Consider the following 15,255-nt stretch of genomic DNA (forward strand, 5'->3'; position numbering starts at 1 on the left):
CCGTTGGAGCTGCTCAAGGGATGGGCGTCAGCGGCAGCAGGACGAGCTCCTTGGGGTATTTCTCCGGGTCGTCGGGTTTTCCCCAGGGGATCCGCACATAGGACAGCCAGCGGCCATCGGGCGACGCCATGGGGGCGCGCACACCGTAGTCCTCGGACTCCAGGGGCAGCTTCCAGCACATCCACGGGCGCACCGCCGTGCACAGCCACGGCGAGCGTTCGTCCTTCGGGACGTGCAACAGGAACCTGCCCTCCCCCAGGGACGCGGAGCCTCCGCCGTTCCGCGCCGCGAGCGCCAGCTCCTCCACGGTGGGTGCGCGCGTGCGCACAAGGCTCGCGTCCGCGGGGACTTCGATGACGTTGAACTCCGGAGCCAGCTCGCCGCGCGAGAGGTCCGCGATCAGCGAGGCCCGCGACGACAGCGGCAGGACGTCGAGCATGTCCTCCGACAGGGGAACGTCGCGGCCTCCCATCGGGTAGCACGAGCCCGGTTGAGACATCGACTTCAGGAGCAGGTCCTCTCGCGGAAACGGGCGGCTGTACATCGCGACCGTGGGCCCCCACTCGCGCGCCGCCGGGTCGTAGCAGCGCACCTGTCCGCGTCCATCCTGCTGGACCAGGCACAGGGTGCCATCCCTCCAGTACAACCCGGGCGTGGGCCACGGGGGGGTGGTGGGAACGAGCAGCACCCGGCCGATGACCTCCGCCTTGTCCTTCACCGCCCCGACGCTCAGCGGAAGCGGAGGCGTGGCGGCCTTGAGCCGCTGTTGAAGGGCGCGCATGCCGTAGCGTTTGGCGCAGGCGCCGTCGGTCTTCAGCGAGCCATGCAGCTCCGGGTGGACCCCGTCCGCGAGCGCCCGCCGGGCGGAGATGGCCTCCAGCGCCGTGGAGAGACAGCCCATGCGGGAGATGCGCACCTCTTCCTTCTTCTCCCCGAACGAGGCGTCGCGCGCGTCGTCATTCATCTTCACCAGCCGCGCGAAGGCGGCCAGGGCCTCGCGGGCGGGGGCGTCGTCGCGGGCGAGCAGCGCCTGGAGGCGGGCTTCGGTCTCCGGCGCCAGGTCCCAGCGCACCGCGCCGAACGCGCCCATGTTCGCGGCCAGCGTCAACGCAGGGACATCGGGCACGCCCGCGATCCACAACGACAGACGTCCCGGCTGGCAGCGCATCTTCACCTCGCCTTCGGAGGATTGACGGTCCCCGGCGACGACGAAGCCGCCGCGGGAGAACTCCAGGCCTCCGGGCGCGGACAACTCCTGACGCAGCCTTACCCAGTCATGAAAAACCCAAATACTGAGCAATCATCTTCGAAAGAACCGAACTCGCAGTAGCGGCCGTGAGCTTTAGGCCTCCCTGTCCAGCCTTGGCAAGCGCACCACCAATCCATTTCCAAGTCGCCCCGCCGATTTCCTTAGCGCCTTTTTTGGAGTCCTCAACGATTGCCGTCTCCAATCCATCAACATCCTTCCGCTCAAAGCCCAGCCCCATAAGCTGCGATCTCAATGAGGCGACATCCCCCTGCGCAACCTTAACATCGGCAGACTGACTCACAGACTGATTTCCCGAGGCAATATTCCCAACATTGCCATTAACAACAGTATGAAAAACATGACTCACGACCTTTTCAGACACAACACCCGCCTCTCCACTCTTCTCGCCAGCATCTGGATTCATTTTCTCAAGCTCCAATGCGAAGTTCAAAACACGATTCCGAACAGCATCAACAATCCCCACCAACGCGCCACGCGGAAGGAGCTGCCAAGCAACCATGCAATTCATATTCTGATAAATCTTCCTCCCAACAACAGCAGTTATATTTGGATTCCACCGCAATCTGAGGGTCCCGTCCTCCTTGCCCAGCAAATCCACATACACACTGACTGGATCGCGAAGATACGCCTGCGAAACAAAATCATGATACGTCTCAGGAATTGAAAGCAATGGTATTGGGGCGTTCTTCAAGCCCGAGCCAAATGGCCCGGAAAAATCTCCAGCCGACTGTGTTGGCACAATCCGATAATCCGGCAGACTCTCCTTATCTGGGTAACCATTCAGCTCACGCTCAACCCACTGAGAAAGGTCTTGGCTACCAATCCTCACAGCAAGGACCTTACAGTTCCGCAGCAAGTCCGAGATGGGCTGGTCAGAAGAAATAGCCGCATCCATAATTTTCCTAAGCAGCGTCATCAATCCACCCACCAGTAAGCCCGACTATCAACACGACGTTCTGTCTTGGCTTCATTTTGATGCCAAGATCAGGGCGACACAACCATGCCTCTACCTTCAGGATGGAAGCCGCTCGAACGTCCAGATGACGGCCAGGAAACTTTTCGATCCTTCAAGCCCTCAAGGACAAAATCAATAGGGGAGAATGTGCGGTTCACACGATTAAATTGCACGCTGGCGCACCGTCACCGCTCATCCTGGTAGCCAGCACGCGCGCGCCACGCCACGCTGGCCCTTCCGTGGACGACACCCGCCTCCCCGACCCCGAAGCCCTCCGCCCGCTGCTCACCGACGCGCTGTCGCTTCCCGCGCTCCAGCCACATGGCCCACGCCTGGAGCGGCTGCTGGAGGACTACGCGCGAGGCGTGGCCCGGAAGGACGCGCCGCTCGTCGTCGCGCTCGTGGGCGCCACCGGCGCGGGCAAGTCCACCCTGCTCAACGCCCTCTCCGGCCAGTCCCTGTCCCGTGAAGGTGTGGACCGCCCCACCAGCACCGTCTCCACCCTCTTCGCGCCGGAGGGCACGCCCACGGACGAGCTGGCCCGCACCGGCGCGCGCGTCGTGCGCTACACGCCCGGCCCGCAGGGGCTGTGGAGCGGGCAGGTGTTCATCGACACGCCGGACCTCAACAGCGTGGCCACGGCGCACCGCGATGTCGCGCGCGCCGCGCTGGACAAGGCGGACGTGGCGCTCGTCGTCATGCACCGGGGCAGCGTCGCGGAGGCCACCCAGGTGGAGTTCCTCACCGAGTTCGCCCGCCGCCGCGCGCTCGTCTTCATCCTCAACTTCGCGGACGAGCTCTCCGCCGAATCCCGCGACGCGCTGAAGTCCCAGGTCCGCCGCGTGGCCACGCAGCACTACGGCCTGGCCGCGGAGGACGTCCCCGTCTTCGCCATCAGCGCGCGCGCCGCGAAGGACGGTCAGGACATCTCCGGGGAGTTCGGCCCGCTCCTCTTCCACCTGCGGGGGCTGGCCACCCAGGCCGTCGCCGCGCGCGTGCGCCACACCAACGCCCTGGGCGCGCTGGAGGAGTTCGCCTCCACCGTCCAGACGGCGCTCAACGACACGGACGCACTGCTCGCGAAGACACGCACCGCGCTGGACGCGGGGCTCGCGCGCGCGGCGGAGTCGCTCCAGACGGACTTCGACGCACGGCTGTCCCTGGCCCACGGACACCTGGCGTCAGAGGTGCGCCGTCAGGCCGCGGGACGCTTCTGGGGCCCCGCCGCGTGGGGGCTGCGGCTGTCATTGTGGGGGGCGTCCGGCATGGGCGTGGGTGCGCTCGTCGCGCGCCGCAGCCTGCCCGCGGGGCTCGCGGTGGCGGCGGCCTCCACGGTGGTGGACGCGGTGAGGGACCGCACCCGCGCACGCGCCGCGGAGGTGGCCGTGGTGGAGCCCTTCGAGGACGACTTCCTCGCGGAGTCCGCCGCGCGCACCGCCCTGGCGGAGGCGCGCAGCGTGGCGCGCACGCAGGGGCTGGAGGCGGAGCGCCTGGGCGTGCCGGACGTGGAGGTGATGCTGGCGGAGCTGCGCGTGGCCCGCGCGGGCGCCTGGCGCTACACGGCCTCCACCGCCGTCGCGGAGGCCGTGGCCCGCTGGTGGCGCACGGCCCGGTGGCTGGTGTTGCCGCTCATCAACCTGCCCCTGCTGGCGCTGCTGGGGCACGTGGGGTACCGCGTGGTGCGCGGATACGTCGAAGGCCCCCTGTTGCCGTTGGAGTACTTCCTCAACGCGGGGGCCTTCTTCGGGTTGCTCGCGGGCGCCGGAGCGCTGCTCGCGTCAGCGAGTCTCGTCGGAGCCGCTCGCCATGCGGGGAGAGCGGGCCGGGGGCGTTTTGTCGAGGCCCTCGCCGCCCTGGGCAGGAGGCTGGGAGAGGCCGTCGATGATGGCCTTGGCACCGGGCGGCAGGCCGCGCGACGCATCCTGGAGCGGATTCGCGCTGTCGGGTGACATGGACATGACGGCCTGGCCGGGCAGGTGGACGCCGCCGTTGGAGGCCATCATCGGCTGCGCGGAGTCCTTGCACAGCGGCGCCGACACCAGCGTCTCACGCACCGGATCGCCAAAGCCCGCGATGCGCGCGGGCACGGAGGGGTTGTTCCACCCGGCGCCCTGCTCCTTGGCGACCTTGAAGTGCAGGTGCGCGCCGCACGCCCAGCCCGTCGCGCCGGAGAAGCCGATGAGCTGGCCCTCCTTCACGCGCTCACCGACCTTCACCACCACGGCGCTGAAGTGCAGGTACTGCGTCTCCAGCCCGTCGCCGTGCGAGATGACGACGTAGTTGGCCAGCGGAGCGAACTGCTCGCCGCACCCGCCCTGCTTGCTGTCACCCCGCGCCATGCGCACGACGCCGTCGTGCGACGCCACGATGGGAGTGCCTTCCGGCATGCGGAAGTCCCACGCGAACGTGTCGTTGTGCTGGTGACTGCCAGTCTCATGGCCCTGGCTCACCGTATAGATGCGACCACACGCGAAGGGCACGCCTACCTCAGGCATGTTCGCGGCCGCCTTGGCGGCGGGAGGGAGGGCAGGAGCCGAAGCGAGGAGGGAGCCGACGAGAAGAGCGGTAATGGTCATATCGGGGCGGGCGGACAACCGGCACAAGGGCTTGCGCTATTTCCTCGGGATTTTCGCTCAGTCCCGAACGGATCACTAGCAGCCGAGCCGCGCCCCGCTCCGTCCCAAGGGGGCGACCCTTGACCACACTCCAGAGGGGAAATGTCTCGAAAGCACAGGAGCGCCTGTCTCCCTGCCTGCTCAGTTGGCAGGCGTTGTGCCTCTCAACCCGTGACGCTCCAATCCCTGACATCTGTCCAGATGTAAAGACAGACGCTCGCCTGCTCGAACGCCCCACGGGCAGGCTTTGGAAGGCCCCTGTCCCGCGATCACCCGTCGGCTCGCGGACAGCCCCAACAAAGTGACTGGTCACTTTTTAAGTGAACGGTTATCCTCCCGGTATGCCCCCGAAGTCCGCCCCCAGGAAGGTCGAGGCGCCGGTGCGCCGCACGCAGGCGGAGCGCCGCGAGTCGACGCGCCGCAAGCTGCTGGACGCCACCATCGAGGCGCTGGTGGAGCAGGGCTATGCGCGGCTGACGACGGTGGAGGTGGCGAAGCGGGCGGGGGTGTCGCAGGGGGCGCTCTTCACGCACTTCGAAACGAAGGAGGAGCTGCTCGCGGTGGCGGTGGAGCACCTCTTCCCCCGCCTCATCCAGGACTTCCTCGCGGGCGTGGGAGCGCGTCCGTCCGGAAAGGACCGGGTGGGGGCGGCGGTGGACATGCTGTGGACCGCCTACCAGCGACCGGAGTTGCAGGCCGCCATCGAGCTGTACGTCGCGGCGCGCACCAGCCCGGAGCTGCAGAAGGCGCTGGCGGTGGTGGACGGTCCGCACCGCCAGAACATGCACCGCGTGGCGCGCGAGCTGTTCCCGGACGTGGCCGCCACGCATCCGGACTTCGACGGTGTGGTGGAGCTGGCGCTGGACGCGGTGCAGGGCGCGGCGGTGGGTGGGGCCGCCCGTCCTTCGGATCCAGCGCACCGCCGCATGTTGGACACGCTGGCGCGCTTCATGCGCGTCGCGTTCGCACCCAAGGATTGATTCGCAGGAGGTCAGCAGCCATGGACATGACGCACATCCCCGACCTCATCACCCCGGCCATCCCGGTGTTCGTCATCACCGTCATCGCCGAGGCCCTCTGGGTGCGCAAGCTGCGGCAGGAGCGCGGCGAGAGCATCAAGGGCCACACGTGGAAGGACACGTTCGCCAGTCTCTCCATGGGCCTGGGCAACGTGGCGGTGAGCGTGTTCTGGAAGGGCGTGGCGTTCGCGGGCTACGCGGCGCTCTACCACCTGACGCCGCTGCGCATGGGCCACGGGCTGGTGGCGTGGGTGCTGCTCTTCTTCCTGGAAGACCTCTGCTACTACGCCTTCCACCGCGTCCACCACGAGAGCCGCCTCTTCTGGGCGTCGCACGTGGTGCACCACTCCAGCCAGCACTACAACCTGTCCACGGCGCTGCGGCAGACGTGGACGCCGATGACGGGCTGGGTGTTCTGGGTACCGCTGGCGCTGCTGGGCTTCTCCCCGGAGATGATCGTCACGCAGCAGGCCGTGAGCCTGCTGTACCAGTACTGGATCCACACGGAGGCCATCGACCGGCTGCCGCGCCCCGTGGAGTGGCTGTTCAACACGCCGTCGCACCACCGCGCGCACCACGCCTCCAACGCGGCCTACATCGACGTGAACTACGCGGGCATCCTCATCATCTGGGACCGCCTCTTCGGCACGTTCGTCCCGGAGACCGAGCGCCCCATCTACGGGCTGACGAAGAACCTCACCACGCACAACCCGGTGCGCATCGCGTTCAACGAGTTCGCCGCCATCGCGAGGGACGCGGCCCGCCCGGGACCGTTGAGCCAGCGGCTGGGCTACATCTTCCGCAACCCGGCCTGGAAGCCCAAGGGGGCGCTGCCGCCGTCGGAGTCCCCGCCCGTGGAAGCCGCGCCCTCGGCACCGTAGGGCCCGCGCCCTTCCGGGTAGAGGACAGCTTGGGGGGTGGAAGCGACGTCCAGGCAACGCGGGCCGCGACATCGTTGCGTCCGCGCCGTGCGGGCCTTGCTACGGTGCGCCGCGACGGTTCTGGCGGGCGCCGCGCATGAGGTCGGCGCCCCTTGCAAGGGAGTCGGGTCATGACGGAGCGCGAGTTGTGGGAGCGGTACCAGCGGCACCTGTGCGTCGTCCCCTCCGTGGGGCTCACGCTGGACATCTCCCGCATGAACTTCGGCGCGGACTTCCTGGACGGGATGCGCTCGCGCATGGACGCGGCGTTCCAGGCCATGGACGCGCTGGAGAAGGGCGCCGTCGCCAATCCGGATGAGAAGCGCCGCGTGGGCCACTACTGGCTGCGCGCCCCGGAGCTGGCGCCGGAGGCGGAGCTGAAGACGGCCATCACGGACATGCAGGCCCAGGTGGCCGCGTTCGCGAAGGACGTGCACGCGGGCAAGGTGAAGCCCGTGAAGGCTGCGAAGTTCACGCAGGTGCTGATTGTCGGCATCGGCGGTTCGGCGCTGGGTCCGCAGCTGGTGGCGGACGCGCTGGGCAGCGGCCGGGACGCCATGCAGGTGCACTTCCTGGACAACACGGACCCGGACGGGATGGACCGGGTGCTCAACGGCCTGGGCGAGCGGCTGGCGGAGACGCTCACCGTGGTCATCAGCAAGTCCGGCGGCACCAAGGAGACGCGCAACGGCATGCTGGAGGCGGAGGCCGCCTACAAGCAGCGCGGCCTGGACTTCGGCGCGCACGCGGTGGCGGTGACGGGCGACGGCAGCGAATTGGATAACTACGCCAAGGGCCACAAGTGGCTGCGCACCTTCCCCATGTGGGACTGGGTTGGCGGGCGCACGTCGGTGATGTCGGCGGTGGGGCTCTTGCCAGCCTGGTTGCAGGGGCTGGACGTGGACGGCTTCCTCGCGGGCGCGAAGGACATGGACGCGGCGACGCGCGTGCATGACGCGGCGGCGAACCCGGCGGCGCTGCTCGCGCTGATGTGGTTCCACGCGGGTGGCGGCAAGGGCCAGAAGGACATGGTCATCCTGCCGTACAAGGACCGGCTGATGCTGATGTCCAAGTACCTCCAGCAGCTGGTGATGGAGTCGCTGGGCAAGGAGCTGTCGCTGGACGGCAAGGTCGTGAACCAGGGCATCGCCGTCTACGGCAACAAGGGCTCCACGGACCAACACGCCTACGTGCAGCAGCTGCGCGAGGGCGTGAACAACTTCTTCGTCACCTTCGTGGAGGTGCTGAAGGACCGGGACGGCAAGTCCCTGGCGGTGGAGGGTGAGAACACCAGCGGCGACTACCTGCTGGGGTTCCTGCTGGGCACGCGCCGAGCGCTGTTCGAGAAGGGCCGCGAGTCGATGACGCTCACCGTGCCGGACGTGAGCGCGCGCACCGTGGGAGCGCTGATTGCGTTGTACGAGCGCGCGGTGGGCCTCTACGCGAGCCTGGTGAACATCAATGCCTATCACCAGCCGGGCGTGGAGGCGGGCAAGAAGGCCGCGGGGCGCGTGCTGGAGCTGCAGGGCAAGCTGCTCTCGAAGCTGAAGGCGGCGAAGGCGGAGGCGCGGTCCGCGGATCAGCTGGCGCAGGACATTGGCGCGGCGGATGAGGTGGAGACGGTGTTCAAGCTGCTGCAGCACCTGTCCGCGAACGGCGACCACGGCGTGAAGCGCTCGGGTGGCGCGCGTCCGGCGGAGGCCCGCTTCCAGTCCGTGTGACAAATCATTGCCCGCCAGGGCAATGCCTGACGGTTCCAGGCCACGGCTAGCCTGGACCGTCATGGGCCGAGCACACGCGGTGGGGCTGTGGCTGTGCGTCCTGGGCGGACTGGCGGCATGCCCGGAGGTGCACCGTCCGGGCGGCAAGCTGGACCGGGCGGCGCACAAGGACGCGTTGGAGCAGATACCGGACTCGAGCTGCACCTCGCGCGACTACCAGCGCCTCTGTCCCCGTGACACCGAGCCGAGCGAAGAGTGCATCGAGCTGTGTGGTGGACCATGACGCGGCCCTGGCACGTGTCCATGAGCCTGGTGGCCTGCCTCGTCCTCCTGGCCCCCGCACTCTTCGTCCTCCAGCAGGTGCGGGAAGCGAGTGCGACACCCATGCAGGAACCGGAGGGCCTGGTCCCCATGCTGACCTACGACGAGCGGATGCGGCGGGTGACCTACCACTACACCTGCTTGAAGCAGACCGACTGTGAGGCCCCTCTCGTCTGTTACCGCGACGTCCGCTTCCGGCGCTATTGCACGGACAGCGCCTGCACGACCGACAGCCAGTGCCCCGAAGGGCAACGATGCACGAGCCTGCCGGTCTCCAGTGCGGGCGAAGTCCTGGTCAGGCTCTGCGCGCTCGTGGGCATTCGCCAGGAGGGAGAGCCCTGCTTGGAGACCGCTTTCGATGCGACCTCCGCATGCAGGGCGGAGTTCGAGTGCGTGGGGAGGGATGGCTACTGTGCTCGTGCCTGCACCCCCGGCCAACCCGGGACGTGTTCGGAGGGATTCTTCTGCGCGGACGTGAAGCCGAAGCCCTCGTGTCTCCCCACCTGTGAGAAGCGCGGCTGCCCTCAGGGGGAACGCTGTGTCCCGTTCGAGGAGGGCACCTCCATCTGCGCATCCATCCATGGTCCGAACTGCCTGGACACCCCCTGTCCCGATGGCCGCAAATGCCGAGTGTTCTCGAGCTCGGAGTTCCCGGGCAAGGTCTGGGCGGAGTGCATCCATCGCTGCTCCGCCACGAATCCGACGTGCGGCGAAGGCCAGGTCTGCGATGGCTTTCACTGCCTCCAGGCCTGTGACCCGAATGGCCCCAATCCCTGCGCCGACGGCTTTCACTGCGACCGGCGGGGCAAGGAACTCCCGTGGTCCTGTCAGCCAGACTACTGGCACGGCGGCTGATCACCTCCCGACGCTCGGACTGCCCCAGGGTCGACACCTTCATGGCCCCGGGCGCACGGGATGTGGAGGGCTTGAGTGGGTCCCATCGTGAGGATTCGACATCCTCCAGGACCCCTCTCGATGAAATCTTCACCTGCCTTCCTGCTGGCCCCTCCCCTCCCGACTCAAGAAGCCGAAGACCCGTGGCCCTTCGCCGCGCACGGCTGCGTGCGCAGCCGCGATGACGTCACCCTGGCCTCGCTTCCCCGCGCGCACTACCGCTCCGCCCTGGAGATTGGCGGCGCCATCGGCCTGCTCACGGAGAAGCTCCAGGCGCGCTGTGACGCCCTGCTCTCCCTGGAGACCTCCGACTCCGCCCAGGCCCGCGCCATCCACCGCTGCCGCCACCTGTCGCACGTGCGCTTCCAGCGGATGAACGTGCCGGAGCGCTACCCCGAGCAGACCTTCGACCTCACCCTCGTATCCGGGCGCGGCGCCTACTGGAGCCTCCCGGAGCTGGCCCTCGCGCAGCAGCGCATCCTGGAGCACCTGGAGCCCGGCGGGCACCTGGTCCTCGTGCACTGGACCGGCCAGACGCGCGACATGCGCTGCAGCGGCCACGAGGTCCACGACTCCTTCCGCCGGCTCCCCCCCAGGCGCCTGCGCCATCTGCGCGGCGAGATGGAGGGCACCTGGCGCCTGGACATCTTCGAACGGCTTTGAACGCCCCGGTGAATCCCGTCCCCCACCCGGCCCTGCCCGGCGGTAGAAGGGACGGTATGGAACTGGGAATCACGGGAAAGACGGCGCTCGTCACCGGTAGCAGCCGGGGCATCGGGCGGGCCATCGCCATGGTGCTGTCGCGCGAAGGCGCCAGGGTGTGCGTGTGCGCGCGCAATCCGGAGCCGCTGGAGGTCCTCGCGAAGGAGCTGCGCTCCGAGGGCGCCCAGGTGGCGACGGTGGTCACGGACGTGGCCACGCAGGAGGGCGCGTACCTGGCGGTGGACTCCGCGGTGCGCGCCTTCGGTTCAATGGACATCCTGGTGAACAACGTGGGCGGCAGCGGCGGCGCGGGCGCCTTCGACGCGGCCAGCACCCAGCAGTGGAACGACGTCATCCAGCGCAACCTGATGTCCGCCGTGTGGTGCAGCCAGCGCGCGGTGCCGCTGATGCGACAGTGCGGCGGCGGCAGCATCGTGCACATCAGCTCCATCTTCGGCCGCGAGTACGCCACCAGCGCGCCCTACAGCGCTGCCAAGGCGGGCCTCATCGCGCTCACCAAGGAGATGGCCGTGGACCTGGCGTCCCACCGCGTCCGCGTCAACGCCGTGGCCCCGGGCTCCATCTTCTTCCCCGGCGGCAGCTGGGACCGGCGCAATCAGCACGACCCGGAGGCGGTGGCCAAGATGGTGCGCGAGCAGATTCCCTGGGGCCGCTTCGGCACGCCCGAGGAGGTGGCGGACGTGGTCGCCTTCCTCTGCTCGGAGCGGGCGAAGTGGGTGACGGGCTCCACCGTCCCCGTGGACGGAGGCCAGGGCCGTGCCTACTGAGCCCGGTTGCGGTATGGAGTCCGCGCGAATGAGGCCAACGCATTGCTGAAGCTCTACATGAAGGACGGCGACACCCTCCGCTACTGGGAAGCCTGGGAGCACGAGGGTGTCGTCACGGTGCACTGGGGCACCGTCGGTGATGGAGGCGAGCAGAAGACCGTTCCCGTCCCCCCGGACGAGGACCCCGACATGGTCATCGCCCAAGAGGCCGAATCCCTGGTGGACGCCGGCTACGACGAGCCCGAACCGGACGCCATGGCCGTGCTGCTCGTCGAGTACGCCGTGCAGGGCAAGGGCACCGGCCACGACTTCGAGCAGCGCAGCGCCGTGGAGGAGCTGCTCACGGACGCGCTCGGCTGGACGGGCAACGGCGAGGTGGAGGGCGGCGAGACGGAGGAGGGCGTCATGCGCGTGCACTGCCGCGTGATGGACGCCGACAGCGCCGCGCGCACCGTGGTGGAGGCCCTGGACTCGGAGGACCTGCTCGAAGGGGCCCGCGTGCTGGTGGCGCGAGGCGACGAGAAGCCCCGCGTCGTGCACCCGCCGCTGTTCCCCGTGCTCAAGTCGTAGGCACCTCCGGAGCCTGGGGAGCCTGGGGAGCCTGGGGCTCCTGGCCCCGGGGACCGAAGACTCGGAACAGCAGCACCAGCGACGGCACCACCGTCACCAGGCCCACTCCGAGCGCCACCAGGAGCAGCCGCTGCACCACCGGCTGCGCCGCGGCGCTCTGGAGCGTCAGGTTCGGGTAGACGAGGTAAGGCGCCTGCGACACCGCCCACCCCAGCACGATGAGCCCGCCCTGCGTGGCCGCCGCCACCCGCGCGGCCCGGAAGCGCCGCGTCCACAGGAGCGCGAACGCCGTCACCGCCGCCACCGCGGTCCCCACATGCAGTGCCAGCGCGAACGGCGTCTGTAGCAGGCCCGTCCACACCCGGGGTGCGCCCTCGCGCGACAGCAGCAGGGCGGCCAGGGCCAGCGGGAACAGGAGCCCGCCCGTCACCAGCGCCCGGCGCCGGAAGTCCTCCGCCAGCTCCGGCGTCGGCGCTTCATGCGTGAGGTACACGGCCGCCAGGAACGCGAACAGGCCCAGCGTCAGCACGCCCACGGACAGCGCGAAGGGCGACAGCCACGACGCGAAGAAGCCACTCACCACCGCGTGCCCCTGCATGCGGATGGCGTCGCTGGCCACCGCGCCCACGCACATGCCCAGCAGCAGCGGCGCCACCACGCTCGCGACGCTGAACACCACGCCCCAGCGGCGCTCCACCGCGTCCCCGCGCGTGTCGTAGGCGCGGAAGGTGAACGCCGTGCCCCGGAACACGATGCCCAGCACCAGCAGCGTCAGGGGCACGTGCAGCGCCACGCTCAGCGCCGCGAAGGCGCGCGGGAAGCCGCTGAAGAGCAGCACCAGCCCCACGATGAGCCAGACGTGGTTCACCTCCCACACCGGTCCGATGGCGCGGGCGATGAGCGCGCGCTGCTCCGCCTTGCGAGGCCCTCGGGCCAGCAGGTCCCACACCCCGCCGCCGAAGTCCGCCCCGCCCAGGAGCGCGTACAGCACGAGCGTACCCGCCACCGCGAACCCCAGCACCGTCGTCTCAATGGGCATGGGACACCTCGCCATCCGCGGGCGCGCCGGGCGTCTTGGACCCGGGCAGCGTGCCCGCCACCTGCCGCCAGAGCACGAAGAGCACCGTCACCCCGAGGAACAGGTACACCGCCGTGAAGGTGAAGAACGGCGCGGCCAGGTGCGGCACCGGCGTCACCGCCTCGCCCGTGCGCATCACGTCCCGGACGATCCAGGGCTGCCGGCCCCACTCCGTGACGAGCCACCCCGCCTCCAGCGCCACCAGCCCCAGCGGCCCCGACCAGAGCCAGGCGCGCATCATGCCCCTGCCGTGCGGCCACTCGCGGCCCCGCCACCTGCGCCACAGCGTGGCCAGCGCGAGCAGCGCCATCAGGCTGCCCGTACCCACCATCACCTGGAAGGCCATGTGCACCTTGGCCACCGGCGGCCAGACGTCGCGGGGGAACTCGTTCAGGCCCTTCACCTCCGCGTTGGGATCCGCGAACGCCAGGATGGAGAGCCCCTTCGGCAGGTCGATGGCGCCCGCTACGGTGCCCGTCTCGACGTCCGGCCATCCCCCCACCTTCAGGGGCGCGCCCGACTCCGTGTGGAAGTGCGCCTCCATCGCGGCCAGCTTCACGGGCTGCTCGCGCGCCACGTGCTTCGCGGACAGGTCCCCCACCAGCGGCTGCGCGAGCGCGGTGATGCACGCAAGCGGCAGCGCGATGGACAGCGCCTTCTTGTGGAACGCGGCGCCCGGATGCCTCAGCAGGATGAAGGCGTGGATGCCCGCCATCGCGAACGCGCTGGCCTGATAGCAGGACAGCAGCACGTGCGCCGTCTGGTACTGCCAGCCGGGGCTGAACATGGCCACCAGCGGCTGCACGTCCGTGGGCCCCGACGGCGTGGGCGTGAAGCCGGACGGGTTGTTCATGAACGTGTTCACCAGCGTGACGAAGAACGCGCTCGCCGCGCCGCTCACCGCCACCATCACGCCGCTGAAGAGGTGCAGGCCCGGCGACACGCGCTCGCGGCCGTACAGGTAGATGCCCAGGAAGATGGCCTCGGTGAAGAAGGCCACGCCCTCCAGGCTGAAGGGCAGGCCAATCACTTCGCCATAGCGGCCCATGAACTCCGGCCACAGCAGGCCCAGCTCGAACGAGAGCACCGTCCCGCTCACCGCGCCCACCGCGAACAGGATGGCGGTGCCCTTGGCCAGCTTCTCGCTGAGCTTCCGGTAGTCCGCGTCCCCCGTGCGCCGGTGCTTCAGGTCGCTCAACACCATCAGCACCGGCAACGCCACGCCGGCCGCCGCGAACACGATGTGGAACGCGAGCGAGAGCCCCATCTGCGCGCGCGCATAGAGCAGGTCCGTCATGGACATCAGTCTGCTTTATGCGCGCATTTTGCGCATTCAGGATTTCTTATCTTTGTCCGCAGGCACCTTGGCGATGGCCCGCGAGGGCACCAGGGTCTGGATGGAGTTGCGGGCCACGGCGGTGGCGAGCGAGGTGGCGAAGATCATCACCACCTTGCGGCCCAGCTCCGCGCCCAGCGGCTTGTCCTCGATGCTGGTGGCCACGCGGTCCGGGTGGGCCCAGGCGCGCTCCAGGGCCTTGCGGCGCATGCGGCGCACGCGCTCGTCGTGGTGGCGGGCGCGGTAGATGGCGAGGCCCACGCCCAGGCCCACCGCCACCAGGGCGGCCGCGCCCACGGTGATGAGCAGGTCCTTGTTCTGGTTGACGTGGTAGCGCACGTCCGTGGCGCGGGTGCGCCGGCGGTCCAGCTCCTCCAGGGTGAGCAGCAGCTCGTCGCGGATGCGGTCCGCGGTCTGCTCCACCTGCTCGCGGTCGCCCATGCGCCTGGTGATGGCATGGTCGACGTGCGCTTCGGTCTCGGGTGCCTGGCTCATTGCAGCGTCTCCCGGGTCATTTGAAGGTCCGTCTTCAAGCGCTCCTGGGTGTGGACCAGCGGCTTCTTGGGAATCCGCTTCGTGCCCAGGAACAGGAGGAGGCCGGCCACGGCCAGCAGCACCGCGCCCACGATGAGCACGCCCACGGCGGCCCCCAGGGGCAGCGCCAGGCCCAGCGCGACGAAGAGCACGGCCAGCGACGTGAGGGCCAGCACGGCTCCGGCGCCCAGGAAGATGCCCGCCAGCTTGGCCGCCTGCAGCTCCTGCTTCAGCTCCTTCTTGGCGTGCATCACCTCCGCCTTCACCAACAGGCGGGTCTCCGACAGCGCGTGCCGGATGAGTTCGGGGGTGGAGAGCGTCTCCAACTGGCTGCGCTCCAGGCGTTCTGATTCGAGGTCCACGACCGTGCCTCCGACAGGATGACTTCCAGGGCACCACCGCCGAACGCCTGCCTGGCGTCCCGGCTGCCCCGGTCTGTCCCTCAAGGTGGTCAGGAAGGGTGTGTGGGAGAAGTCCCGCCGCACACCCCATTCACGTCCGGCTGCCTGCCTGGTGCCCCCACCCTCCCGGG

The 15,255-nt window shown here is 69.0% G+C and carries 14 protein-coding genes and 1 pseudogene; 8 read left to right on the top strand and 7 right to left on the bottom strand.

Annotated features, from left to right (window positions below; translation table 11 throughout):
- Positions 1-13: 13 nt before the first annotated feature.
- Both D7Y15_RS25790 and D7Y15_RS44250 read right to left on the bottom strand, forming a co-directional pair.
- Complete coding sequence (locus tag D7Y15_RS25790) at positions 14-1,252, bottom strand: hypothetical protein (RefSeq protein WP_121754236.1); 1,239 nt, start codon at positions 1,250-1,252, stop codon at positions 14-16.
- Between the two features lie 22 nt (positions 1,253-1,274).
- Entirely contained in the window at positions 1,275-2,186 is a 912-nt protein-coding gene (locus D7Y15_RS44250) for a hypothetical protein (protein WP_233605093.1), read from the bottom strand.
- 278 nt (positions 2,187-2,464) lie between these two features.
- On the opposite strand from D7Y15_RS44250, the gene D7Y15_RS25795 reads away from it, so the two are divergent.
- A complete protein-coding gene (locus D7Y15_RS25795; protein WP_121754237.1) occupies positions 2,465-4,174 on the top strand; it encodes a GTPase in 1,710 nt (569 codons plus the stop codon).
- A gap of 174 nt (positions 4,175-4,348) precedes the next feature.
- On the opposite strand, the pseudogene D7Y15_RS46440 reads toward D7Y15_RS25795, so the two are convergent.
- Positions 4,349-4,801 (bottom strand): annotated as a pseudogene (locus tag D7Y15_RS46440) (M23 family metallopeptidase); the annotation flags it as partial.
- Between the two features lie 380 nt (positions 4,802-5,181).
- Between D7Y15_RS46440 and D7Y15_RS25805 the strand changes: the two are divergent.
- The 7 genes from D7Y15_RS25805 (at position 5,182) to D7Y15_RS25840 (ending at position 11,775) form a co-directional block, all read left to right on the top strand.
- Positions 5,182-5,820: a TetR/AcrR family transcriptional regulator gene (locus D7Y15_RS25805; RefSeq protein WP_120574809.1), complete on the top strand. Its 639-nt coding sequence runs from the start codon at positions 5,182-5,184 to the stop codon at positions 5,818-5,820.
- A 20-nt stretch (positions 5,821-5,840) separates the two neighbouring features.
- On the top strand, positions 5,841-6,740 hold the full coding sequence (locus tag D7Y15_RS25810) for a sterol desaturase family protein (protein ID WP_120574808.1): 900 nt from the start codon (positions 5,841-5,843) through the stop codon (positions 6,738-6,740).
- Between the two features lie 170 nt (positions 6,741-6,910).
- Positions 6,911-8,500 carry a glucose-6-phosphate isomerase gene (locus D7Y15_RS25815; RefSeq protein WP_121754238.1) on the top strand — a complete coding sequence of 530 codons (1,590 nt, stop codon included), beginning with the start codon at positions 6,911-6,913 and terminating at the stop codon, positions 8,498-8,500.
- Positions 8,501-8,561: 61 nt separating this feature from the next.
- A complete protein-coding gene (locus tag D7Y15_RS25820; protein ID WP_120574806.1) occupies positions 8,562-8,783 on the top strand; it encodes a hypothetical protein in 222 nt (73 codons plus the stop codon).
- Positions 8,784-9,796: 1,013 nt separating this feature from the next.
- On the top strand, positions 9,797-10,378 hold the full coding sequence (locus tag D7Y15_RS25830; protein WP_120574805.1) for an SAM-dependent methyltransferase: 582 nt from the start codon (positions 9,797-9,799) through the stop codon (positions 10,376-10,378).
- Between the two features lie 56 nt (positions 10,379-10,434).
- Positions 10,435-11,205 carry an SDR family NAD(P)-dependent oxidoreductase gene (locus D7Y15_RS25835; protein ID WP_120574804.1) on the top strand — a complete coding sequence of 257 codons (771 nt, stop codon included), beginning with the start codon at positions 10,435-10,437 and terminating at the stop codon, positions 11,203-11,205.
- Between the two features lie 42 nt (positions 11,206-11,247).
- A complete protein-coding gene (locus D7Y15_RS25840) occupies positions 11,248-11,775 on the top strand; it encodes a hypothetical protein (protein WP_169820748.1) in 528 nt (175 codons plus the stop codon).
- Here D7Y15_RS25840 and D7Y15_RS25845 read toward each other — a convergent pair.
- Genes D7Y15_RS25845 through D7Y15_RS25860 form a run of 4 tightly spaced genes read right to left on the bottom strand, consistent with a single transcriptional unit; the run spans position 11,765 to position 15,085 of the window.
- Positions 11,765-12,814 (bottom strand): cytochrome d ubiquinol oxidase subunit II, encoded by a 1,050-nt coding sequence (locus tag D7Y15_RS25845; protein ID WP_121754239.1) that lies wholly within the window; start codon positions 12,812-12,814, stop codon positions 11,765-11,767. The genes D7Y15_RS25840 and D7Y15_RS25845 overlap by 11 nt on opposite strands.
- The gene (locus D7Y15_RS25850) at positions 12,804-14,150 is read right to left on the bottom strand and encodes a cytochrome ubiquinol oxidase subunit I (RefSeq protein ID WP_233605094.1); all 1,347 of its coding nucleotides are present in this window, start codon (positions 14,148-14,150) and stop codon (positions 12,804-12,806) included. Before D7Y15_RS25850 ends, D7Y15_RS25845 begins: the two co-directional genes overlap by 11 nt.
- A 36-nt stretch (positions 14,151-14,186) precedes the next feature.
- Positions 14,187-14,684, bottom strand: coding sequence for a hypothetical protein (locus D7Y15_RS25855; protein WP_120574801.1), 498 nt, complete (start codon positions 14,682-14,684; stop codon positions 14,187-14,189).
- On the bottom strand, positions 14,681-15,085 hold the full coding sequence (locus D7Y15_RS25860; protein WP_120574800.1) for a phage holin family protein: 405 nt from the start codon (positions 15,083-15,085) through the stop codon (positions 14,681-14,683). The genes D7Y15_RS25855 and D7Y15_RS25860 overlap by 4 nt, the downstream gene beginning before the upstream one ends.
- Positions 15,086-15,255 lie beyond the last annotated feature (170 nt).

This window comes from Corallococcus sp. AB030 (genome assembly GCF_003668965.1).
Taxonomy (GTDB): domain Bacteria; phylum Myxococcota; class Myxococcia; order Myxococcales; family Myxococcaceae; genus Corallococcus; species Corallococcus exiguus.

Excerpts from the sequence above, each read along its gene's own strand:
- D7Y15_RS44250 (WP_233605093.1), bottom strand. The coding sequence starts at position 2,186 with ATGACGCTGCTTAGGAAAATTATGGATGCGGCTATTTCTTCTGACCAG.
- D7Y15_RS25805 (WP_120574809.1), top strand. The coding sequence starts at position 5,182 with ATGCCCCCGAAGTCCGCCCCCAGGAAGGTCGAGGCGCCGGTGCGCCGC.
- D7Y15_RS25810 (WP_120574808.1), top strand. The coding sequence starts at position 5,841 with ATGGACATGACGCACATCCCCGACCTCATCACCCCGGCCATCCCGGTG.
- D7Y15_RS25815 (WP_121754238.1), top strand. The coding sequence starts at position 6,911 with ATGACGGAGCGCGAGTTGTGGGAGCGGTACCAGCGGCACCTGTGCGTC.
- D7Y15_RS25820 (WP_120574806.1), top strand. The coding sequence starts at position 8,562 with ATGGGCCGAGCACACGCGGTGGGGCTGTGGCTGTGCGTCCTGGGCGGA.
- D7Y15_RS25830 (WP_120574805.1), top strand. The coding sequence starts at position 9,797 with ATGAAATCTTCACCTGCCTTCCTGCTGGCCCCTCCCCTCCCGACTCAA.
- D7Y15_RS25835 (WP_120574804.1), top strand. The coding sequence starts at position 10,435 with ATGGAACTGGGAATCACGGGAAAGACGGCGCTCGTCACCGGTAGCAGC.
- D7Y15_RS25845 (WP_121754239.1), bottom strand. The coding sequence starts at position 12,814 with ATGCCCATTGAGACGACGGTGCTGGGGTTCGCGGTGGCGGGTACGCTC.
- D7Y15_RS25850 (WP_233605094.1), bottom strand. The coding sequence starts at position 14,150 with ATGACGGACCTGCTCTATGCGCGCGCGCAGATGGGGCTCTCGCTCGCG.
- D7Y15_RS25855 (WP_120574801.1), bottom strand. The coding sequence starts at position 14,684 with ATGAGCCAGGCACCCGAGACCGAAGCGCACGTCGACCATGCCATCACC.